The organism is Rhizobium sp. 21-4511-3d, from assembly GCF_053522545.1.
The window spans coordinates 343,074-363,786 of the sequence record NZ_JBNWCF010000004.1; the positions used below are offsets into that span (position 1 = coordinate 343,074).

Annotated in this window: 17 protein-coding genes; 9 read left to right on the top strand and 8 right to left on the bottom strand. The window is 62.3% G+C overall.

Annotation, left to right across the window (positions count from 1 at the left end):
- The first annotated feature begins 12 nt into the window (after positions 1-12).
- Entirely contained in the window at positions 13-780 is a 768-nt protein-coding gene (locus tag ACQZ5H_RS12440) for an SDR family oxidoreductase (RefSeq protein WP_199625410.1), read from the top strand.
- Here the strand turns inward: ACQZ5H_RS12440 and ACQZ5H_RS12445 are convergent.
- Genes ACQZ5H_RS12445 through ACQZ5H_RS12455 form a run of 3 tightly spaced genes read right to left on the bottom strand, consistent with a single transcriptional unit; the run spans position 777 to position 4,531 of the window.
- Entirely contained in the window at positions 777-2,456 is a 1,680-nt protein-coding gene (locus tag ACQZ5H_RS12445) for an ABC transporter permease (RefSeq protein ID WP_449097881.1), read from the bottom strand. The two genes, ACQZ5H_RS12440 and ACQZ5H_RS12445, sit on opposite strands and share 4 nt — an antisense overlap.
- A 13-nt stretch (positions 2,457-2,469) precedes the next feature.
- On the bottom strand, positions 2,470-3,429 hold the full coding sequence (locus tag ACQZ5H_RS12450; protein WP_112712305.1) for an ABC transporter substrate-binding protein: 960 nt from the start codon (positions 3,427-3,429) through the stop codon (positions 2,470-2,472).
- Complete coding sequence (locus ACQZ5H_RS12455) at positions 3,422-4,531, bottom strand: ABC transporter ATP-binding protein (RefSeq protein ID WP_449097882.1); 1,110 nt, start codon at positions 4,529-4,531, stop codon at positions 3,422-3,424. The genes ACQZ5H_RS12450 and ACQZ5H_RS12455 overlap by 8 nt, the downstream gene beginning before the upstream one ends.
- Before the next feature lie 392 nt (positions 4,532-4,923).
- Between ACQZ5H_RS12455 and ACQZ5H_RS12460 the strand changes: the two genes are divergently transcribed.
- Complete coding sequence (locus ACQZ5H_RS12460) at positions 4,924-5,754, top strand: MBL fold metallo-hydrolase (RefSeq protein WP_112712309.1); 831 nt, start codon at positions 4,924-4,926, stop codon at positions 5,752-5,754.
- Here ACQZ5H_RS12460 and ACQZ5H_RS12465 read toward each other — a convergent pair.
- Positions 5,751-6,503, bottom strand: coding sequence for a polysaccharide deacetylase family protein (locus ACQZ5H_RS12465; RefSeq protein WP_449097883.1), 753 nt, complete (start codon positions 6,501-6,503; stop codon positions 5,751-5,753). The genes ACQZ5H_RS12460 and ACQZ5H_RS12465 overlap by 4 nt on opposite strands.
- Positions 6,503-7,588, bottom strand: coding sequence for a glycosyltransferase family 4 protein (locus tag ACQZ5H_RS12470; protein ID WP_449097884.1), 1,086 nt, complete (start codon positions 7,586-7,588; stop codon positions 6,503-6,505). Before ACQZ5H_RS12470 ends, ACQZ5H_RS12465 begins: the two co-directional genes overlap by 1 nt.
- 193 nt (positions 7,589-7,781) lie before the next feature.
- Between ACQZ5H_RS12470 and ACQZ5H_RS12475 the strand changes: the two genes are divergently transcribed.
- Together ACQZ5H_RS12475 and ACQZ5H_RS12480 are read left to right on the top strand one after the other, a co-directional pair.
- Positions 7,782-9,497, top strand: a complete 1,716-nt coding sequence (locus ACQZ5H_RS12475) for an adenylate/guanylate cyclase domain-containing protein (RefSeq protein WP_112712315.1) — start codon at positions 7,782-7,784, stop codon at positions 9,495-9,497.
- Entirely contained in the window at positions 9,497-10,375 is an 879-nt protein-coding gene (locus ACQZ5H_RS12480) for an FkbM family methyltransferase (RefSeq protein WP_449097885.1), read from the top strand. The genes ACQZ5H_RS12475 and ACQZ5H_RS12480 overlap by 1 nt, the downstream gene beginning before the upstream one ends.
- Here ACQZ5H_RS12480 and ACQZ5H_RS12485 read toward each other — a convergent pair.
- Positions 10,372-11,277, bottom strand: coding sequence for an NAD(P)/FAD-dependent oxidoreductase (locus ACQZ5H_RS12485; RefSeq protein WP_449097886.1), 906 nt, complete (start codon positions 11,275-11,277; stop codon positions 10,372-10,374). The genes ACQZ5H_RS12480 and ACQZ5H_RS12485 overlap by 4 nt on opposite strands.
- Positions 11,278-11,405: 128 nt before the next feature.
- On the opposite strand from ACQZ5H_RS12485, the gene ACQZ5H_RS12490 reads away from it, so the two are divergent.
- A complete protein-coding gene (locus ACQZ5H_RS12490) occupies positions 11,406-11,870 on the top strand; it encodes an Rrf2 family transcriptional regulator (RefSeq protein WP_199625418.1) in 465 nt (154 codons plus the stop codon).
- Here the strand turns inward: ACQZ5H_RS12490 and ACQZ5H_RS12495 are convergent, their stop codons facing one another.
- Positions 11,871-12,350, bottom strand: coding sequence for a class I SAM-dependent methyltransferase (locus ACQZ5H_RS12495; RefSeq protein WP_449097887.1), 480 nt, complete (start codon positions 12,348-12,350; stop codon positions 11,871-11,873). It abuts the gene before it with no gap.
- 126 nt (positions 12,351-12,476) lie between these two features.
- Between ACQZ5H_RS12495 and ACQZ5H_RS12500 the strand changes: the two genes are divergently transcribed.
- Positions 12,477-13,649 (top strand): DUF3095 domain-containing protein, encoded by a 1,173-nt coding sequence (locus tag ACQZ5H_RS12500; RefSeq protein ID WP_449097888.1) that lies wholly within the window; start codon positions 12,477-12,479, stop codon positions 13,647-13,649.
- On the opposite strand, the gene ACQZ5H_RS12505 is transcribed toward ACQZ5H_RS12500, so the two are convergent.
- A complete protein-coding gene (locus tag ACQZ5H_RS12505) occupies positions 13,639-14,979 on the bottom strand; it encodes a nucleotide sugar dehydrogenase (protein WP_449097889.1) in 1,341 nt (446 codons plus the stop codon). The genes ACQZ5H_RS12500 and ACQZ5H_RS12505 overlap by 11 nt on opposite strands.
- 442 nt (positions 14,980-15,421) lie before the next feature.
- Here ACQZ5H_RS12505 and ACQZ5H_RS12510 point away from each other — a divergent pair, with 442 nt between their 5' ends.
- From ACQZ5H_RS12510 to ACQZ5H_RS12520, 3 genes are all read left to right on the top strand, one after another.
- Positions 15,422-16,765: an adenylate/guanylate cyclase domain-containing protein gene (locus ACQZ5H_RS12510; RefSeq protein WP_449097890.1), complete on the top strand. Its 1,344-nt coding sequence runs from the start codon at positions 15,422-15,424 to the stop codon at positions 16,763-16,765.
- Positions 16,766-16,910: 145 nt separating this feature from the next.
- Entirely contained in the window at positions 16,911-18,806 is a 1,896-nt protein-coding gene (locus tag ACQZ5H_RS12515; RefSeq protein WP_112712330.1) for an ABC transporter ATP-binding protein, read from the top strand.
- On the top strand, positions 18,800-20,713 hold the full coding sequence (locus ACQZ5H_RS12520) for an ABC transporter substrate-binding protein (protein ID WP_449097891.1): 1,914 nt from the start codon (positions 18,800-18,802) through the stop codon (positions 20,711-20,713). Before ACQZ5H_RS12515 ends, ACQZ5H_RS12520 begins: the two co-directional genes overlap by 7 nt.

Below are 20,713 nucleotides of genomic sequence, written 5' to 3' on the forward strand. Positions count from 1 at the left end.
GGAGTGCTTCGCTTGTCCTTCCCGCTATTCGACCTTACCGGAAAACGCGCGCTGATCACCGGCTCCAGCCAGGGGATCGGCTATGCGCTGGCGCTCGGCCTTGCCGAACATGGCGCCTCCGTCGTCATCAATGGGCGCAATGCCGCCAAGGCTTCGGAAGCGGCGGAGACGATCCGGGCCAAGGGCCATCATGCGCTGAGCGCGGCCTTTGACGTAACCGATGCGAAGGCTGCGTTGAGCGGCATCGCCTATATCGAAGCCGAGATCGGCCCGATCGATATCCTCGTCAACAATGCCGGGATGCAGTTCCGCACGCCGCTCGAAGACTTTCCGGTCGAGAAGTGGGACGAGCTATTCAAGACCAATGTCTCCAGCATCTTCTATGTCAGCCAGCCGGTCGCCAAGGCGATGATCGGCCGCGGGCGCGGCAAGATCATCAACATCGCCTCGGTCCAGGCCGAGCTCGCCCGCCCGAGCATTGCGCCCTATACGGCGACCAAGGGCGCGGTGAAGAACCTGACGCGCGGCATGGCAACGGATTGGGCGAAACACGGGCTGCAGGTGAACGCGATCGCGCCCGGCTATTTCAAGACGCCGCTGAACCAGGCGCTGGTCGATGACCCCAAGTTTTCGGCCTGGCTGGAAGGCCGCACGCCGGCTGGGCGCTGGGGCAATGTCGAGGAACTGGTCGGCGCGGCCGTGTTCCTGGCCTCCGAGGCATCGTCCTTCGTGAACGGCCATATGCTGATGGTCGATGGCGGGATTACCACCAGCCTTTAATCGGCGACGATATTTCCCCGCCGCATCAGCCGCATAAGGATCAGCGGCAAAAGCGTCGTGATGCAGATGGCGATGAAGGCCATGGCCATGCCGAGACCGATCGAGCCCTGTTCGAACTGACGCCAGATGAAGGTGGCGATCGTCTGCATGCCGACAGGGGCGACGACGACGGAGGCCACGAGCTCGCGCGAAGCCAGCGCGAAGACCAGCAGCATAGAAGACGCGAGGCTCGGGAAAACCAGCGGCAGGAGGATGCGGCGGAAAGCCGTAACACCGCTGGCGCCGCAGACGCGCGCGGCCGCTTCCAGATTGTCGCCGATCTGCTGGAAGGCCGCCGTCGTGTAGCGCACCGGCTGCGGCAGCAGGATGCAGCAATAGGCGAGCAGCAGGATGAAAGCGGTATTGTAAGGCGTGAACGGCAGGCCCGGCATGTTCCAGGCGAGGATGAGGCCGACCGCGACGACGATCCCCGGAAGCGCATTCGGCAGGATGGTCATGATGTCGATTACCATCCGCCCATGCATCTTCGTCTTCACGACCGTATAGGCGGCGGTAACGCCGACGAGGCCGGTGATGACCGCGGTGCCGATGCCGAGCGAGAAGCTGTTGATCAGCGCTGTCACCGCGCCTGCACTATTGCTGAAGACCGCGATGAAATTGTCGAGGCTGACATTGTCCATTGCCAGACCGCCGGAGATCGTCCGCGCCAGCGCCGTCGCCAGGATCGCCAGGAGCGGCACGCCGGTCGCCAGGAAAGCGACGACAGCAAAGCCGATCATGACGGGGACTTTCATCGCGCCGAGCGGGCGCTTGTCCTTCGCCATCGGCTTGCCGCCGACGGTCTGGTAGGAGCGGCGCGCCAGGATCCAACGCTGCAGCAGGAAGGTGGCGAGCGACATGCCGACCAGCACCAGCGACAGGATCGCCGCCCCCGGAAGATCGATCGGCCAGTCGGTGACGCGAAGGTCGATACCGGTCACCAGCACCTGGAAGCCGGCCCGGCGGCCGAGTGCTGCGGGCGTGCCGTATTCCTCGATCGCGGCGGCGAAGACCAACATGAGGCTCGCGGTGAGGCCGGGCGCCGAGAGAGGCAGCGTGATGCGCCAGAAGGCACGCGCCGGGCTCGCGCCGAAGACACGGCCGACATCGGCATAGCGGGCGCCGACGGCCTCGACGGTGCGCGACACGGCAAAATAGATGACCGGAAATGTATTGAAGGCCATGACGACGGTCATGCCGAACAGCGAGAAGAGGTAGGGTGCCAGGTTGAAGCCGGCGAGCTGCTCGAGATAGCCGCGCGGCTGCAGCGTCATGATCCAGCCGAGCGTGGCGATATAGGGCGGGATCATGAAGGGCACGAGCAGCACCACATCCCAGAAAGTCGCGAAGGGAATGCGGTAGAGTGCGCGGAAGACGCCGAGCGGCACGGCGACGAGCGCGGAGGCGAGAACGACGCAGGCGCCGAGCAGGATGGTATTGCCGCCCATGCGGATCAGCGAGCTATCGGCCAGCGTCGCGTAGAGCGATGAGAAAGGGCTCGCAAACGAGCCCTGTCCGAGTTCGGGGAAGATGCCCTGCAGCACCACGGCGACGAAGGGAACGGCAACGACGAGGATGAGACCCGCTGTTGCCAGCCAGGCGGCCGGAGCCGTGCCGCCGATGCCGTTCGCTTTCATCTGCCTGCCCTGCTTACTTGGCGCCGTAGAGATCGGCGAAGGTCTTCAGCGTTTCCTTGCGCTTGCCGTAGACGGCAGCCGAATCGTACTTCAGCAGCTTCAGGTCGCTGATCAGCGGACGGCTGGCGGCAACGTCGGTGCGCGATGGCATCAGCATTTCGCCGGCAACGAGAGCCTGGCCTTCATCGGACAGCATGTAGTCGATGAACTTCTTGGCGTCGTCCTGGTTCTTGGACCAGTTCATGATCATGGCCGGGCGCGGCGCGATGACGGTGCCGGATGCCGGGAAGACGACTTCGATGTTCTCGCCCTTCTTCTGGGCGGCGAGAGCGATGTAGTCGACCGCGCCGAAGACGACGGCCTTGGCACCCTGGAGAACCGGGTTCAGGGCGTCGGCATTGGCACCGGCGATGATCGCGCCGTTGGCCTTCAGATCCTTGAAGAGCTTCCAGCTGTCCTGGCCGGCGAGAGCCGCCGTCAGCTCGAAGGAGGAGCCGGACTGGGCCGGATCCGGAATGTTGACGAGGTCCTTGTATTCCGGCTTCGTCAGGTCGGCCCATTCGGAAGGCTTCGGCGTGCCGCTCTTGGAGTTCCAGACGATGCCGAGAGCCGAGATGCCCTGCGCGACGGCGCCTTCGGACTTCAGGAAGTCGGGAACCTTGGCAGCGTTCGGGCTGGAATAGTTGACGAGCCAGCCGCGCTTGGCGAAATCGTTTGCCGTGTCCCAGGAAGCCGAGATGACGACGTCGACAACCGGATTGGCGGCTTCGGCTTCGATACGGGCCATGACCTTGCCGGTCGTTGCCTGGAAAACATTGACCTTGACGCCGGTCTGCTTGGTGAAGCCAGCCGACAGCTTGTCGATCAGGCTCTGTGGGCCAGCGGTGTAAACGGTAACGTCAGCGTGGGCGACGCCGGCCATCAGCGCGGCGGCAACAACGCCAAAAGTGATGCTCTTCAAAGACTTAAACATTTTCTAGTCTCTCCTGTTTTGAATTATCGGCAGTCTCTTGAAACCAGCGGATCTGTGCTGCATCGACGGCAAGGCCGATGCGTTCGCCGGGGCGCAACTTCAGGCGGCTCAGCACCTGCAGCTCGACGGAAGGCAGACCGGCAAGCGCAACCGTCGCCAGATGACCGTCGCCGCGAAACTGCGAGCGCAGCACTTCGGCGCTCAGCCGCTCCGGCGTATCCTCGCCCGCCGAAATACCGGCGGTCGGGATCAGGATGCGGGCAGACCGCGCCGCGCCGTCTTCCGCCGGCATCAGCGCCACGTCGCTGCCCTTGAAGAACCAGATCGCGCCGCGGCGCTCGATCCCGGCGAGACAGCCAAGCCGCAAAAAGTCGGCAACCTCGGGCGTGGCCGGGCGTTCGATCAGCATGTCGGGCGATGCAAGCTGCTCGATCAAGCCGCCGCGCATCACCGCAACGTGATCGGCAAGCGTGAGCGCTTCGCTGTGATCGTGGGTCACGTAGATCGCCGTCAGGCCCAATGTCGCAATCAGATCAGCGAGCTCGCCGACCATGTTTTCGCGCAGCTCGCGATCGAGGTTCGAAAGCGGCTCGTCGAAGAGGATCAGCTGCGGTTCGGCAACGATGGCGCGGGCGATTGCGACGCGCTGCTGCTGGCCGCCGGAAAGATCGCTCGGGCGCCGGTCGGCGTAGGCCGCAAGTCCGACCTTGTCGAGCGCCCGCATCGTCCGTTCCTGGCGCTCGGCTTTGCCGACGCCGCGCATTTCAAGCGGGAAGGAAACGTTGCCGCCGACCGTCAGATGTGGCCAGAGCGCATAGTCCTGGAAGACCATGCCGAGACCGCGGCGCTCCGGCGGAACGAACACATTCTGAGCCGCAACCGTCTGCCCAGCAATGGCGACAGAGCCCTTGGTCGGCACCAGCAGACCGGCAACAAGCCGCAGCAGCGTGGTCTTGCCGCAGCCCGAAGGGCCGAGAAGCGCCAGCGTCTGCCCGCGATCGAGAATGAAGTCGATGCCCTTGAGGATGCGGGTATCCCCATAGCTCAATTCGAGCCCGGCCGCGGAAACGGCGGAAATCGGTGAATTTTCGGGGGCACTCATGGGATGGACCGATGTCGCTGCAAAAAGTAAGGCGACATTTAGGCAGGCCACATGACAGCTTTGCGACAGTTGGATTTCAGTTTTGTGACATTGCCTTTACATCCCGGCTGACAACCGAGTTTGCAATTTGCGACATTAGAACCCATCTAATGTCGAGAGAAACGGATGCATTCTCCGCCGTTTGATGGCCCAGCCGCTTCCGTTTACGGAAAACAAACCATATGCAGTTGCAATCCAAGGCGAAAACCGCTTGCTTAGGAAAATCTACTTGTTCTGCCTGTAGCGGTAGGCGGATTGGTAAGGAAACGGCTTGTCCGTAGAACTGCGCACTTCGCAACCCGATCAGATTGTGGTTACGATTGCAGCCTCGGCACGGTCCGCTTGACGAAAGAATGAGCAAAGAACTGTTTCAGGTAAAGTTTTGGGGCGTACGGGGCAGCATCCCGGTTTCGGGACCCGAATTCGATCACTACGGGGGCAACACCTCCTGTATCGAAGTCCGCTGCGGCGCCCACCGTATGATTTTCGACGCGGGCTCCGGCCTGCGCGAAGCCGGTCTCGCGATGCTCAATGAGAGCGTCAGCGATGTCGATCTGTTTTTCAGCCACTGCCATTACGACCACATCATCGGCCTGCCCTTCTTCAAGGCCATCTATTATCCGTCGATCCACCTGAATATCTGGTCGGGTCATCTGGACGGAAAGATGAGCACCAAGGAGATGGTCAACCAGTTCATCAGCCCGCCGTGGTTCCCCGTGAAGACGGATATCTGCCAGGCGACGATGAATTTCCGCGACTTCCATGCCGGCGAAATCCTGAAGCCGCGCGAAGGCGTCAGGATCAAGACCTACATGCTGAACCACCCGGGCGGCGCGATCGGCTACCGCATCGAATATGGCGGGCGGTCGCTGGCACTGGTCTTCGACGTCGAACACATCCCCGGCTCCTACGATCCCGTATCGCTGGAGATGATGAAGGGCGCCGATCTGGCGGTCTATGACTGCACCTATAACGAAGACGAGATGCAGCGCTTCAAGGGCTTCGGCCATTCCACCTGGCAGCACGGCACCGAGCTGGCAAAGATGGCGGGCACCAAGCGTTTCGCGCTCTTCCACCATGCGCCCTCGCGCACCGACACGCAGCTCGCCCAGATGGAGCTCGACGCGCAGGCCGTATTCCCCGGCTCCTTTGCCGCCCGCGACAATCAGGTCGTCGAAATCTAAGCTTTCATCAGCGCCGCCGCCGGCTTCCAGGCGACGGCCTTATTGCCTGCCGTTGCATTGAACAGGCGTTCGCAGAAGCCCCAGGCCTGAACATCATGGTCGAGGTGATGGGTCAGCAGGCCAATCGGCTCGTCGCTGCCGTCGAAGCGGGTCTGCAGCTCCGCCACCAATTCCGCGATCAGCTCCTCATCCGGCCGGCCTCCACGGGTGCCGTGCCAGTCGATGATGTCGACATGGGTATTGAGAATACCGATCGGCTCTTCGTCGGCGGCAGGGCCATAGGTCGAGAGATTTTCGAAGCCGAGCGCCGAGAGCTTGGGGATCAGCAGCGGGTCGATGCGGTTCCACGGCGGCACCAGCATCGGCACGAAGGAGGTCTCGTGCAGCTGCTTCAGGTGCAGGAAGCCATGGTAGAGCTCGCCGAGCACGGCCTCGGCCAGCCGGTGATGCCCAAGCTCCTGCTTCTTTTCGCTCTCGCTGGCATGATTGTGATGCGCCCAGCCATGGACGGCGACGGCGGCGTGACGCTCACCCGCGAGACGGCGCGCGAGCGGCTGACCGGCCTTCGCCGGAACGACGGCGAGCGTCACCGGTACCTCGTAGCGATTGGCGAGATCGAGCAGCGTATCGAGGGCGACCGTCGGCTCGAAGGCGTCGTCATCGCGCCACCAGAAAACGGCGGTGCGGCCGGCCTCCTGCCAGCGTGCCAACTCGTTGTGAAGAGGTTCCCAGGCTTCGTTGCCGCTCATCACTTCACTCCTGCATGTTGTTTCAATATGCCGTCGAGCGCCTTGGCCGCTGTCGCGATCGAGCGCTCTTCCAGCACGAAGCGGCGCGCCGCCTCTCCCATCGTCCGACGTCTCTCCGGCTGCTCCAGGAGATCGCGGATGGCCTGACCATAAGCGGCGATATCGCCCTCTGCTGTCAATACGCCGCTGCGGCCGTTTTCGATCACTGCCGGCACACCGGCCGTATTTTCCGCGACGGCGGGGAGGCCCGCGGCCTGCGCCTCGAGATAGGCAACACCATAGGCCTCACCGCATCCCGGCCAGACATAGATGCCGGATTGGCCGAGCAACGCCGCAACCTTTTCGGCGCTACGCTCGCCATGCCATTCGATCCGCTCGGGCTCGAACCTGGCAAACAGGGCTTCGACAGCCGCCCTCTCGGGTCCGTCGCCGACGATCGACAGCATCCAGTCGGCGGACTCGATCTTGCCGAGTGCGGCGGCAAGCCGCTCATAGCTCTGCATCTTGTCGCCGGGACGCATCATCGCTACCGCGATCAGGCGCTTCGGATTCTCTCCTGCAGGCGGAGCTGCAAAGAGCTTCGGGTCGATGAACGGCGCAAGCGAAGCCACGCGTGCTTCGGGGATTGCGCTCACAACACCCAGCCGGTCGCGCTCCGTCATTGCGATATTGACCGCGGCCGTCCGGATGCTCTCGGCGACGAGCACCTGATATGGCTGCCAGGGGCCATGATCGCGCTTTGGCGAATAGGAGGTTTCGGCCGTGACATAGGCGAAGCCGAACTCGGCGGCGAGTGCCGGGCCGAACGGATCGGGCGACTTGTAATAGGGGTGATAGCAGAACCAGAGATCGGGCCTGCTGCCCGCCACGAATTTCTGCCTCAGCCGTAAGAGTTCGGCCTGACGTCCCTCTTCGAGCGCTGCAGCCGCCTCCGGCGAAGCCGCGAAATTTCTGAACGACGAGACGAGCTCGACCTCGTGACCGGCAAGCTCGAGCGCCTGCATCAGGAGCCGCGCCATCAGCCGATCACCCGATGGTACGGGATGATCCGGGGACTTCAGCGGAGCGTAGAATGCAATGCGCATCAGTGGACGCCTCCGGAGACGCACCGTTTCCAATTCCCGGTCCGGCCGGCGGCGAAATTCTGCGCTATGGTCTGCTTCCTTAAGAGTTACCGGTGAACATATAGAATGTGATCGCAGTTGAAGAAGGCGGCATTCCGCTTCTCTTCGAACATCTCTATTTCATAAGAGATTCGATCTTCAAGAACGGGAATGAATGGCGGTCGCAGACACAGGCTTTTTTACGGAACGGAACATCCGGCGCGCGCGCCTCGGCGCCGGACTCGTGATGTTTGTTTTCGTGACGCTGCACCTCTCCAATCACGCGGTCGGGCTGATTTCGGTCAACGCCGCTGACGATGCCCGCCGCCTGTTCATGATTCCCTGGCGCAATCCCGTCGGCACGGTGGTGCTCTATACTGCGATCTTCATCCACATGGCGCTGGCGCTGCGCTCGCTCTATATCCGGCGCAGCCTTGTGATGCCGAAGGGTGAGCTGGCGCAGATCGCGCTTGGTCTCGCCATCCCGCTGATCATCATGGATCACGTGATCGGCACGCGCGTCGTCCACGAGCTTTATAATTACGTCGATAATTACGAGACGATCGTCCGGCTGCTGTGGATCACCTCGCCGGGTAACGGCGTCCGTCAGGCTCTCGCAGTCGTAATCGTCTGGACGCATGGCTGTATCGGCCTGCATTACTGGCTGCGCTACCGCCCTTGGTATCAGGCCTTCTCGCCGCTGCTGCTGGCACTGGCAATCCTGTTGCCGGTGCTGGCATTGCTCGGCTTCGTCGAGATGGGCCGGACGATCGCCGAGCCCGATTATGAAGGCCTCGTCGATACCGGCCGCTACCAGGAAAATCTCAACAGCCGTTACTATTCCGATCCCGATGCGCAGCGCCAGATCGCCATGATCCGGGCCGGGCTCTACGGCGGATTTTCACTGGCTCTCCTGACTGTCGTGCTTGCCCGCAGCCGCCGCCGGTGGAAGGAAGCCACCGACCAGATCGCGGTCCACTATCCTGCGGGCGAAACGATCAAGGTGCCGCGCGGCTTCACCGTGCTGGAAGCAAGCCGCCTTGGCGGTGTGCCGCATTATTCGGTCTGCGGCGGCAAGGGGCAATGTTCCACCTGCCGCGTGCAGATCCTCAGCGATTACGAAAGCCTACCGCCGCCCGACAAGATGGAACAGACGACGCTGAAGCGCATCAATGCCGCACCCGACGTACGCCTCGCCTGCCAGCTGCGCCCCAACCACGATCTGACCGTCGTACCGCTCCTGATCCCGGCGACGGAAGCCGCCCTGCCCGCCAATACCCAGGAAACGAGCCCTGGGCGGGAACGCGATATTGCCGTGCTCTTCTGCGATATGCGCAACTTCACGACGCTGACCGAACCGCGCCTGCCTTTCGATATCGTCTTCCTGCTGAACCGCTATTTCGCGTTGGTCGGCAAGGCCGTCGAACAGGCGGGTGGACGCGTCGACAAGTTCATCGGTGACGGCGCGATGGCGCTGTTCGGCATCAACACCTCGCCGGAAGAAGGCTGCCGCCAAGCTTTGCGCGCTGCCGCGACGATCGCCGAAGAGATCGAGAAGCTCGGAGAGGAACTGGCGCATGAGCTTTCGATACCACTGCATATCGCCATCGGCATCCACACTGGCCCCGCCGTCGTCGGTACGATGGGTTACGGGCGCGTGCGCAGCCTGACGGCCGTCGGCGACACCGTGAATGTCGCGAGCCGCCTCGAACACGCGGCCAAGGAATTCGACGCGGCGATCGTCATTTCGGAGCCGGTTGCGGAACTCGCGGGTGCCGATATGGAAGGTATCGAGAGCCATGAGATCAGCGTTCGCGGCCGGGCGCTGCCGCTCAAGGTCTACGTGATCTCCAAGGACAAGGCGGCGCAGCCGCTTCAAGGAAAAGCCTGATGGCCGCAAATCCGCTGCTGACGAAGAAATACTGGATGAAGCGGATCCGGAAGCTGCGCAATGCGGCCGCGACGCGCTTCTTCGATACCCGCTTCGGCCGCCGCCTGTTGATCGAGAACATCGGGCCGCGCGTTCTGACGATGACCGTCGATGCCGGCGACCACCGGATGACCTTCTCGCCATCGGACTATATCGGCCGCAAGGTGTTCCGGAAGGGCCATTTCGAGCGTGAGAATGTCGACCGGCTGCTTGCCGTGCTGCGCGAACGCGGCCTGCTGCGCAAGGACAGCTTGCTCCTCGAGCTCGGCGGCAATATCGGCACGCAGACCGTCTATTTCGCACTGAGCGGTGCGTATTCGCGCATCGTCAGCGTTGAGCCCGATCCCCGCAACTTCCCGCTGCTGAAGACCAATATCGAGCAGAACGGGCTGGAGACGACGGTCACTCCGGTCAATTGCGCCGCAGGCGAGGCATCCGGTGAGATCGATTTCTTCATGAATGCCGCCAATCACGGCAAGAGCAGTGCCATCCGGCAAAGCCCGACGGACATCAGGATCAGCGTACCCGTCAGGCCCGTTGCCGCCATTCTCGGCGATCTCGGGCTCGACCAGAGTGCCGTCGGTCTCGTCTGGATGGACATCGAGGGCTACGAGCCCGTCGCGTGCCGGTCGATGACTGAGCTGATGGGCCGCCGCGTGCCTCTCTACATGGAGTTCACGCCGCTCTTCTACGGCCCGGAGCAGACCCGCGACTTCATCATGACGCTCGCCTCCCATTACGAGGATTGCCTCGTTTTTTTCGAGGAAGGCGAGCAGCAGATGAAGGTCCGCGATCTGCCCGGCTCTATCGATCAGTACGACGTACTCTTCCTGCCTTAGTGCAGGACCGGCAGCGCCAGCGACTGGTGGCAATGCACCCCAGCAAGAACACCCGAGGCCGAGGCGAGCGTCGCGTTATGCATCGGGTTCGTGGCGTCACCCGCGGCATAGACGCCCTTCACCGTCGTCTCCTTGCGGTCATCGAGGCGGATGACCGGGCCGAGTGGAGCCTCATCGAATGCGCATCCCAGTTGCTCGGCGAGCGGGCTTGCCATCGAGACCTTCGGCGCGACGAAGATCGCAGAAAGCGGCAGGACGCGCCCATCCTGAAGACGCACGGCTTCTAGCTCCGGGGCTGTCCCCATAAATTCCGCGATCGGCGTATTTTCGATGGTGACGCCGCGGGCGGCCAGCTGCGCGTGCTGGTCGGCATCAGCCTCGAAGAGCCCTTGCGAGAAATAGGTGGCCGGTCCCCAATCGGGCAGAAGCAGCGCCGCATGCACCGAGAAGGGATGGCTGCCGAGAATGCCGAGCGCGCGGTCGCGCACTTCGTAGCCGTGGCAATAGGGGCAATGCAGCGCGGTGCGGCCCCATCGTTCGGACAGGCCGGGGATCTCGGGCAGCGTGTCCTTCACGCCGGTCGCGAGGATCAGGCGGCTCGCGGTGAATTCGCGGCCATCTTTCAGGGCAACCGAGAACTTGTCGCCGGTCTTTGATGCCGAGATCGCTTCGCCATCGGCAAAGGCAACCGTCGGATAGGCGGCGAGCTGGCGCTTTCCCTCCGCAATGATCGCGGCCGGCGCTACGCCGTCCTGCCCCAGGAAACCGTGGGAAGCTTGCGAGAACCGGTTTCGCGGCTTCTGCGCGTCGATCAGCAGAATCTTGCGGCGGGCGCGGGCGAGCTGCATGGCAGCCGAGAGACCGGCAAAATTGCCGCCGATGACGATCGCTTCATAGTGCATGACCTTACTCCATATCGATGATCACGCACCTACATAAGTTACATGAAATGGCGCAGTCAAGCCTCATGTCACTTGTGTTGTTACGATAGACATGAGATAGATCGGCGACAGGAATATGAGGACCCACGATGAGAAGCGACAGCCGCCTCTCCCGCATGCTGCATGTGCTGATCCACATGGAGCGGCATCAGAAATCCGCGACATCGGAGATGATCGCCAGAATGCTGAACACCAATCCCGTGGTCGTGCGCCGCACGATGGCGGGGCTGAGAGATCAGGGCTATGTGCGCTCGGAAAAAGGCCATCACGGCGGATGGACGCTGGTCAAGCCGCTGGCGGAGATCGCCCTGCTCGACGTCTATCAGGCGATCGGTGAGCCGGAGCTGTTTGCGATCGGCCCCGCCTCGGACCATCCGGAATGTCTCGTGGAACAGGCGGTCAACGATGCCGTCGGCGATGCGCTGCGCGAGGCCGAGGCGCTGATCCTCGCCCGGCTGAAATCCGTGACGCTCGGCGATCTCGCAGCCGATTTCGAACGCCGCTATGCGCGGCTTTCCACGAGCGGACCTGTACCGGCGATCTGCAACGACTGATTACTTGCGGCGGTAGAGGAAATAACGGCCGGACTTGATGCCTTCGGGAAGCGGCAGCTGCTCGAGCTCCGGCCGGTCGAGCGGCAGACCGGAGACGGCGATGCCGCCCTGGCGGAGCACGCCGACCATCAGCTGCGGCAGCCATGTCAGGGTGATCGCATCGATCTCATCGTGACCGGTGCCGATATCGGCATGGGCAAGCGCCGCATCGATGCCGATGAAAGCCTGGCCGGTCTTCTTGATGTCGCCCGTGACCATGTCTTCGGCGGGCGGCGTCGACGTCGAATAGGAACGGACCTCGCGGTCGAAGGCGATAATGCGGCGTCCCGCGAAGATTTCGCGCAGATGATCGTAGGTGCGGCCGTTGCCGAGACCGAATTCGATCACCGGTCCCTCAAGCGGGCCAACCAGGTCGACGATGGAATTGAGGATATCGCGCTGAGCCGTCAGGCGGCGGATGAAGCTGTCGAGGCGGCTCATCTATGTCCTTGTCCGTCATTCATTTTTATCTTCCGGTGCTATCACACGAAACTGTCAGAAGTCGATTGCCGTAACTGAGGAAATGGCGTTGCCGCCGCAACAACTGTCTGTGATAAGGTCGGGGTCATGAGCGCCGTTTCGAATGATCAGTTCTTTGCCTCGGTACCCGTCTTCGCGGAATTCGAAGGCGTGGCCAATACCGGCAACTACCGCCCCCTCCCCGAGGGCTGGATTCTCGCCCTTGCCGATATCGTGGGATCGACGCAGGCGATCGAAGACGGCCGCTACAAGGACGTCAACATGGCCGGCGCCTCGGTCATCTCGGCCGTTCTGAACGCGGTCGGAAAGGGCGACTATCCCTTCGTCTTCGGTGGCGACGGCGCACTGATTGCGCTTCCCGCCTCGCAGGAGGACGCCGCCCGGCAGGCGCTTGCCGCCGTTCAGGCCTGGGTGAAGGAAGATCTCGATCTGACGCTGCGCGCCGCCATCGTTCCGGTAGCCGATATCCGCCAGGAAGGTCTCGATGTCCGCGTGGCGCGCTACTCGGCGAGCCCCTACGTGACCTATGCGATGTTTGCCGGCGGCGGCAACAGCTGGGCTGAGCGGCAGATGAAGGACGGCAAGTATGCCATCGATCCTGCATCGCCTGGCACGCGCCCGGATCTTGAAGGCCTCTCCTGCCGGTGGAACCCGATTGCCGCCGAGAATGGCGAGATCGTCTCGATCATCGCCGTACCCGGCGCAGCAGGCTCCGGCCCGGAATTCCAGTCGCTGGTCACCAAGATCGTGGCGATCTCCTCCGAACAGGGCCGTGGCGGCCATCCGGTACCGTTCGACGGACCGAAGCTTTCCTTCTCGATGAAAGGCATCGACCGCGAGGCGAAGGCGACCGCGCCCGGCCACAGGCTGCGCCAGAAGCTCATGATCATCATGCAGCTTGCCCTGACAACGCTGTTCTACAGGCTCGGCATTCCCTTCGGCCCATTCGACGCCCGGCGCTACAAGCGGGATGTCGCGGGTAATTCCGATTTCCGCAAGTTCGACGACGGATTGAAGATGACGATCGATGTCGACCGCGCGCGGTTCGAGCGCATCGAGGCGCTGCTCGAGGACGCGCAGCGGAACGGCATCGCCCGCTACGGCCTGCACCGGCAGGAATCGGCGCTGATGACCTGCTTCGTGCCGACGCCGCTGTCACGCGACCACATGCATTTCATCGATGGCGCCAGCGGCGGCTATGCCGTCGCCGCCAGCAAGCTGACCGGCAAGAAGCTCGGTGCGGTCAGCGTCACGCCTTGATGATGTGATCGCCGGTGAGGCCGAGGCGCGTGAAGACGTTGCGCGTATCGACGATCAGCGGTGCACGCTTTGAAAGCGCTGCGTAATCGACCGCATCGTGATCGGTGGCGATCAGGACCGCATCGTAATTTGCCAGCGTCGCAGCGCTGATCTCGACCGACTTTCGGCCCTTGAGCGCCTGATATTCGCGCGTCGGCGGAATTTCTGAAACGAAGGGATCGCTGTAATCGGCCTTGCCGCCGCGCTCCTCGATGATCTCAATCAGCCGCAGCGACGGGCTCTCGCGGATATCGGCGACGTTCTTCTTGTAGGCGAGGCCGAGCACAAGCACCTTGCTGCGGCTCAGCGCCTTGCCGGCCCGGATGTCGAGCGCTTCGGCAAGCTTGCCGACGACATAACGCGGCATCGCCGAATTGATCTCCCCGGCAAGTTCGATGAAGCGCGTCGGCAGTTCGTACTCGCGGGATTTCCAGGTGAGATAAAAGGGATCGATCGGAATGCAGTGTCCCCCGAGACCGGGGCCGGGATAGAAGGGCATGTAGCCGAAGGGCTTGGTCTTCGCCGCATCTATCACTTCCCATACGTCGATGCCCATCGCGGCGTAGACGGTCTTCAGTTCGTTGACGAGGGCGATATTGACCGAACGGAAGATGTTCTCGGTGAGCTTAACGGCTTCAGCCGTCGCGTTCGACGACACAGGCACCACCGTCTTGACGGCCGCGCCGTAGAAATCCGTCATCAGCTCCAGCGCATCGGGACCGTCGCCGGCAACGACCTTCGGGATGGTCGCCGTGTTGTAATGCTGGTTGCCCGGATCCTCGCGCTCCGGCGAAAAGCCGATGAAGAAATCGGTGCCGGATTTCAGGCCGGTCTTCTCCAGGATAACCTTGACGACATCGTCGGTCGTCCCGGGATAGGTGGTCGATTCCAGCACGACGAGCTGGCCGGGGCGCAGATGCTCGGCGATCGCCCGCGAGGTCGCTTCGACATAAGATAGGTCGGGATCGCGATGTTTGGTCAACGGCGTCGGCACGCAGATGACGATGACATCGCATTGCTTCAGCCCGGCAAACTCGGTCGTCGCGCCAAAGCGGCCGGCGGTGATCTCCGCACTCAGCGCCTCGTCGGTGACCGCGTCGATATAGGATTTGCGCGCATCGAGGGCGACGATCTTCTTCGGATCGATGTCGAAGCCGGTGACCGGAAAGCCACTGCGGGCAATCGCCATGGCAAGCGGCAGGCCGACATAGCCGAGGCCGATGATGCCGGCGCGGGCGGTGCGGTCTTTGATCTTTGCGGAAAGGGCGATTGAAGTCTGCGAGCTGGCCAAGACGGGTCTCTTCGAAAGAGGAAAGTCCTCGTGAGATAATGCAAGATCGCAAGGATTTAAACCCGCCTTGGCGCTGACGCATCGGTGAAGCGATCGTGATCGATTTTGCCCGATAGCCGCCTCAATCGCCCGGCAACTGGCGCTGACTGTGGCCGAAATGACTCGCTTGGCGCAGACATCGAAACCGAAGGCAGAAAATTATCCGGATAGCATTGTTTCGGATCGATCATATGCCTATTTGAATAGGATAATGAACCACCAGAAAGGACATCCGTCCTCGCTCTTTTCGGGCTCTGAAAGGTAGGTTTGCCGGGTCTTCGGCAGATCGTTGACACAATAATACCGCTCGTCCATCTTGACCCCCGCCCTGCGCGCGACCGTGCTGCAGGCAGGTTTTTCGTCGCTTCGGGAATGGACGTGCTTGATGAGGATAATACCAAAGATGAGCACGATCGAATCCAGCGTGTCCTCGATTCTTCTGGACCGCGTCGCTGAATGGCTGACGAATTCTTCGCTGGCCGGGGACGATCTGGAAAATATCGTTCGCGGTTTCTGCGAGCGCATTGCCGCTGCCGGTCTGCCGATCGCCCGCGTCCACCTGACCTTTTCGATGCTGCATCCGCTCTATGACGCGCTGAGCTTTACCTGGCGGCGCGCCAGCGGCGTGACGATCGAGGGCTACCGGCATTCTGCCGGCGCCAAGCCGGACCGTTTCCTGCAGAGCCCCTACTATTACCTGCTGGACAACAACCTGCAGCACATCCGCCGCCGGATGAGCCAGGAAGGACCGGCGGAATTTCCGATCTTCGACGACCTGCGCAAGGAAAAGATCACCGACTACCTCGCCTTCGTGCAGCCTTTCGGCGACGGTTCGGTCCAGGGCATGATGGGTTCGTGGTCGACGGACTCGCGTTCCGGCTTTTCCGACGATATGATCGAGGCGCTGCTGCGCATGCAGAACCACCTGGCGGTCGCTGCCAAGATGGCCGTGCTCGGCAAGCTCGCCAACAACATGCTGACGACCTATCTCGGCGGCGATGCCGGCAAGCGCGTGCTGAACGGCCAGATCCGCCGCGGCGACGGCGAGACGATCCGCGCCGCCCTCGTCATGGGCGACATGCGCCAGTCGACGATGTTTGCCGAGAAGGAAGGCCGCCAGGCCTATATCGATACGCTGAACGAGTTTTTCGACGCGATCGCTGCACCGTTCAACCGCAATGGCGGCGAAATCCTGAGCTTCCTCGGCGACGGCTTCCTCGCCGTCTATCCGTGCGGCCGCCACAAAGATCCGTCGAAGATCGCCACGCAGGCCGCTCTCTCGGCCGTCCATCAGGCGCAGACCCGCGTCGCCGAACTGAACGGCGAGCGCGCCGAAAAGGGCCTGAACGCCATCCGCTACGGCATCGGCCTGCATATCGGCAATGTCATGTTCGGCAATGTCGGCCTCAAGGACCGGTTGACTTTCTCGGCCTTCGGCTCCGCGGTCAACGAAGTGCAGCGCCTGCAGTCGCTGACCAAGAAATACAATCGGGAAGTGGTCGCGAGTCAGGCCTTCGCCGGCTATTGCGGCGGCGAGTGGACGACGCTCGGCGAGGAAAAGCTGCGCGGCATCCGCCAGAAGGTCACGGTGCTGCAGCCGCGCATCACGCCGCCGGCGCTGCCCGATGGCGCAAGCTTCCCGGAGGTCGCCCAGAACGGGCTGTCCGAGGCCGAACAGGTCATCCTGCTTCACCGCGACGCGAAGAAGCAGGAGAAGCGTCCGATGGTTGAGAGGTTCGTTCAGTAAGGCGAACCTGAAACATCGGATTATCCTTGAAAATCAGCAGGAACGCGCCAGTTTTCCCCAGCCTGTCATAAACTGGACACCCCGCCTGCGGTACGATAGTGTGCCTTAACGGGAACAGACTAAAAGACTGGGGAATATCATTGGTATGGCGTCCGCGTCCGACTTGTTGCGTATCGAGAATCTCGACGTGTCATTCTCGGTTTTCGGGGACAAGCTGCGTGTCGTAAGAAACGCCGGGCTTCGTATCCTTCCGGGTAAAGTCACCGCGCTTGTCGGTGAGTCCGGCTCAGGAAAATCCGTTATCAGCCAATCGATCATGGGCATTTTGCCGACGCCGGCCAAGGCGACGGGCAAGATCCTGTTCACCGATCCCCTCGACGGCAAGACCACCGACATCCTGCAATATGGCCGCGACAGCGAAGAGATGCGCGACCTGCGCGGCAAGCGCATGGCGACGATCTTCCAGGAGCCGATGACCTCGCTCTCGCCACTCCATACGGTCGGCAACCAGATCAGCGAGTCCTTGCTGATCCATACCGATGCCGACAAGAAGCTGGCGCGCGAGAAAACCGAGGAAATGCTCGGTCTCGTCGGCTTTGCCAATCCGAAGCGCACCTACGACATGTATCCGTTCGAGCTGTCGGGCGGCATGCGCCAGCGCGCGATGATCGCCATGGCACTGATCTGCCGGCCAGCGCTGCTGATCGCCGACGAGCCGACGACGGCGCTCGACGTCACCATCCAGGCGCAGATCCTCGAACTCCTGCGCGACCTGCAGCACAAGCTCGGCATGGCGATGCTGCTGATCACCCATGACCTCGGCGTCGTCGCCAACATGGCCGACGAAGTCGTCGTCATCTATCACGGCGAAATCATGGAAGCCGGGCCGGTCAAGGAGATCTTCCGCAACCCGCAGCATCCCTATCTGAAGGGACTGATGGCGGCGGTTCCGCATTTCGACATGAAGCCCGGCGAGCGGCTGAAGGCGTTGCGTGATGTTCCGGTCAATCTGGAATCGCTGATCGGCAAGAAGAAGACCGTCGAAGCGGATGCCCCGCAGGTGCTGCTTTCGGTCAACAATCTCTCCAAGACCTATACGACGCGCAAGCGCAGCCTTTTCGGCCAGGGTGAAAGGTCGGTGCTGCGCGCCGTCGATGACGTGAGCTTCGATATCAAGCGCGGCGAGTGCCTCGGCCTCGTCGGCGAATCCGGTTGTGGCAAGACGACGGTCAGCAAGATCCTGATGCGGGCGATCACGCCGGACACCGGTTCGGTTGTTTTCAACGACGGCAAGGAAGTCATCGACGTCCTCTCGGTCAAGGGCGACGCGCTGCAGGAGCTGCGCACCAAGATCCAGATGGTCTTCCAGGATCCGGTCTCGTCTCTCTCTCCGCGCATGACGGTGCGCAACATCCTGAGCGAACCGCTGGAAATCCACGACCGCGGCGACAGCGAGGAGCGCAAGCGCAAGGTCGAGGCGCTGATGGGCGCGATCGGTCTCGATCGCCGCTATCTCAGCCGGTACCCGCACAGTTTCTCTGGTGGCCAGCGCCAGCGCATCGGCATTGCCCGCGCGCTCGCGCTCGGGCCCAAGCTCGTCATTCTCGACGAGCCGGTCTCGGCGCTCGACGTCTCGGTTCAGGCACAGATTCTCAACCTGCTGAAGGATCTGCAGAAAGAGCTAGGGCTGACCTACCTCTTCATTTCGCACAATCTGGCCGTCGTCGATTACATGGCCGATCGCATCGCCGTCATGTGCAAGGGGCGCATCGTCGAGATCGCGCCGCGCGAAATCATCCTGCGCGACCCTGTGCATCCCTATACGAAATCACTGCTTGCGGCCGTCCCCTTCCCCGATCTAGACCGGCCGCTCGATTTCGAGGCGCTGCGCAAGAATGGCGCAGCCGACAAGCAGAACTGGGGGCTGACCTTCACCGCCGAGCATGACGACGCTTCCGAGCTTGCCTATGCCGATCTCGGCGACGGGCATTTCGTGCGCGCCCGCAAGGGCGCCGATGTCAAGGAGTTGCGGGCATGGTAACGCGTCGCACTTTCCTCGGCGGCATGATCGGCGCGACCATGGCACCCGGCTTCGTGCAGGCCGCTTCCGATGATCGCGACATCGAGCCGGAGTTCCTGCGCGACCTGCTGCGCGCCGACGCCATTCCGCCGATGCCGCAACGCCTGCCGAAGCATCCGCGCATCGTCAACATGAAGGAAGCAGGGCTGACGCCCGGCACTTATGGAGGCAATGTACGCACGATCATCGGCGGCCCGCGCGACGTTCGCTACATGACCGTCTACGGCTATTCGCGGCTGATCGGCTACGACAAGCATCTGCAGTTCCAGCCAGATATTCTCGGCGGCTACACGAGCGAAGAAGACCGCATCTTCACCTTCCACCTGCGCGAGGGCCACAAGTGGTCGGATGGCAAGCCGTTTACGGTCGATGACTTCCGCTACTGGTGGGAAGACATCATCCTCAACAAGGAAGCGACGCCGGGCGGCGGCGCTCTCGAGCTGCGTCCGCATGGCGACCTGCCGAAGTTCGAGGTGCTCGACGAGCTCATTGTCCGCTACACTTGGGAAAAGCCGAACCCGACCTTCCTGCCGGCACTCGCGGGCCCGCTGCCGCTCGTCATCTTCGGGCCGGCGCACTACCTGAAGCAGTTCCACAAGAAGTATCAAGACGACTTCCGCCTCTCGGCGCTGATGAAGGAAAACCGGGTCAAGAAGTGGGCCGACCTGCACATCAAGATGTCGCGCGCCTCGCGCCCTGAAAATCCAGATCTGCCGACGCTCGATCCCTGGAAGGTGATGACCAAGCCGCCGGCCGACCAGTTCATCTTCGACCGCAACGCCTTCTTCCACCGCGTCGACGAAAACGGCGTGCAGCTGCCCTATATCGACCGCTTTATCCTGAACGTCAGCTCGTCGTCGATCATCGCCGCCAAGGCAGGTGCCGGCGAATCCGACCTGCAGGCGACCGGCATCGACTTCAACGACTATACCTTCCTGAAGGAAGCCGAGCAGCGTTTCCCGGTGAAGGTCAATCTCTGGAAGCAGGCGCGCGGCTCCCGCCTTGCGCTGCTGCCCAATCTCAACTGTGCCGACGATGTCTGGCGCAATCTCTTCCGCGACGTCCGTTTCCGCCGTGCGCTGTCGATGGCAATCGATCGCCACGAGATCAATATGGTCGCCTTCTACGGGCTCGGCACACCGAGCGCAGATACCGTTTTGCCGGACAGCCCGCTCTTCAAGCAGGAATATGCCGACGCCTATATCCAGCACGACGTGGATCAGGCCAACAAGCTGCTCGACGAGCTGGGTCTTGCCAATCGCGACGACGAGGATATTCGCCTGCTGCCGGACGGCCGGCGCGCCGAGATCACCGTCGAAACACCGGGCGAAAGCACGCTTGATACCGACGTGCTGGAGCTGGTGCGCGATCACTTCCGCACCATCGGCATTGCGCTCTATACCCGCACCTCGCAGCGCGACATCTTCCGCAACCGCGCCATGAGCGGCTCGATCATGATGGCGATCTGGTTCGGTATCGAAAACGGCGTGCCGACCGCCGATATGGCCCCGACCCAGCTGGCGCCCACCGTCGACGACCAGCTGCAATGGCCGATCTGGGGCATGTACTATCTCTCCGCTGGGCAGGAAGGCAAAGCGCCTGACATTCCTGAAGTCGTCGATCTCGTCGATCTCCTCAACCAGTGGGGCGCGACCGCCGACTTCAAGGAACGCGAAGCGATCTGGCACAAGATGCTGGCACTCTATACCCAGCAGGTCTATTCGATCGGCCTGATCAACGGCGCGCTGCAGCCGATCCTGATCTCGAAGAAGATGCAGAACGTGCCCGAGCGCGCGCTCTACGGCTTCGACCCGACCTCCTTCCTCGGCATCTACATGCCCGATGCATTCTGGCTGAAGGAGACGTGA

Excerpts from the sequence above, each read along its gene's own strand:
- ACQZ5H_RS12445 (WP_449097881.1), bottom strand. The coding sequence starts at position 2,456 with ATGAAAGCGAACGGCATCGGCGGCACGGCTCCGGCCGCCTGGCTGGCA.
- ACQZ5H_RS12450 (WP_112712305.1), bottom strand. The coding sequence starts at position 3,429 with ATGTTTAAGTCTTTGAAGAGCATCACTTTTGGCGTTGTTGCCGCCGCG.
- ACQZ5H_RS12455 (WP_449097882.1), bottom strand. The coding sequence starts at position 4,531 with ATGAGTGCCCCCGAAAATTCACCGATTTCCGCCGTTTCCGCGGCCGGG.
- ACQZ5H_RS12460 (WP_112712309.1), top strand. The coding sequence starts at position 4,924 with ATGAGCAAAGAACTGTTTCAGGTAAAGTTTTGGGGCGTACGGGGCAGC.
- ACQZ5H_RS12465 (WP_449097883.1), bottom strand. The coding sequence starts at position 6,503 with ATGAGCGGCAACGAAGCCTGGGAACCTCTTCACAACGAGTTGGCACGC.
- ACQZ5H_RS12470 (WP_449097884.1), bottom strand. The coding sequence starts at position 7,588 with ATGCGCATTGCATTCTACGCTCCGCTGAAGTCCCCGGATCATCCCGTA.
- ACQZ5H_RS12475 (WP_112712315.1), top strand. The coding sequence starts at position 7,782 with ATGGCGGTCGCAGACACAGGCTTTTTTACGGAACGGAACATCCGGCGC.
- ACQZ5H_RS12480 (WP_449097885.1), top strand. The coding sequence starts at position 9,497 with ATGGCCGCAAATCCGCTGCTGACGAAGAAATACTGGATGAAGCGGATC.
- ACQZ5H_RS12485 (WP_449097886.1), bottom strand. The coding sequence starts at position 11,277 with ATGCACTATGAAGCGATCGTCATCGGCGGCAATTTTGCCGGTCTCTCG.
- ACQZ5H_RS12490 (WP_199625418.1), top strand. The coding sequence starts at position 11,406 with ATGAGAAGCGACAGCCGCCTCTCCCGCATGCTGCATGTGCTGATCCAC.
- ACQZ5H_RS12495 (WP_449097887.1), bottom strand. The coding sequence starts at position 12,350 with ATGAGCCGCCTCGACAGCTTCATCCGCCGCCTGACGGCTCAGCGCGAT.
- ACQZ5H_RS12500 (WP_449097888.1), top strand. The coding sequence starts at position 12,477 with ATGAGCGCCGTTTCGAATGATCAGTTCTTTGCCTCGGTACCCGTCTTC.
- ACQZ5H_RS12510 (WP_449097890.1), top strand. The coding sequence starts at position 15,422 with ATGAGCACGATCGAATCCAGCGTGTCCTCGATTCTTCTGGACCGCGTC.
- ACQZ5H_RS12515 (WP_112712330.1), top strand. The coding sequence starts at position 16,911 with ATGGCGTCCGCGTCCGACTTGTTGCGTATCGAGAATCTCGACGTGTCA.
- ACQZ5H_RS12520 (WP_449097891.1), top strand. The coding sequence starts at position 18,800 with ATGGTAACGCGTCGCACTTTCCTCGGCGGCATGATCGGCGCGACCATG.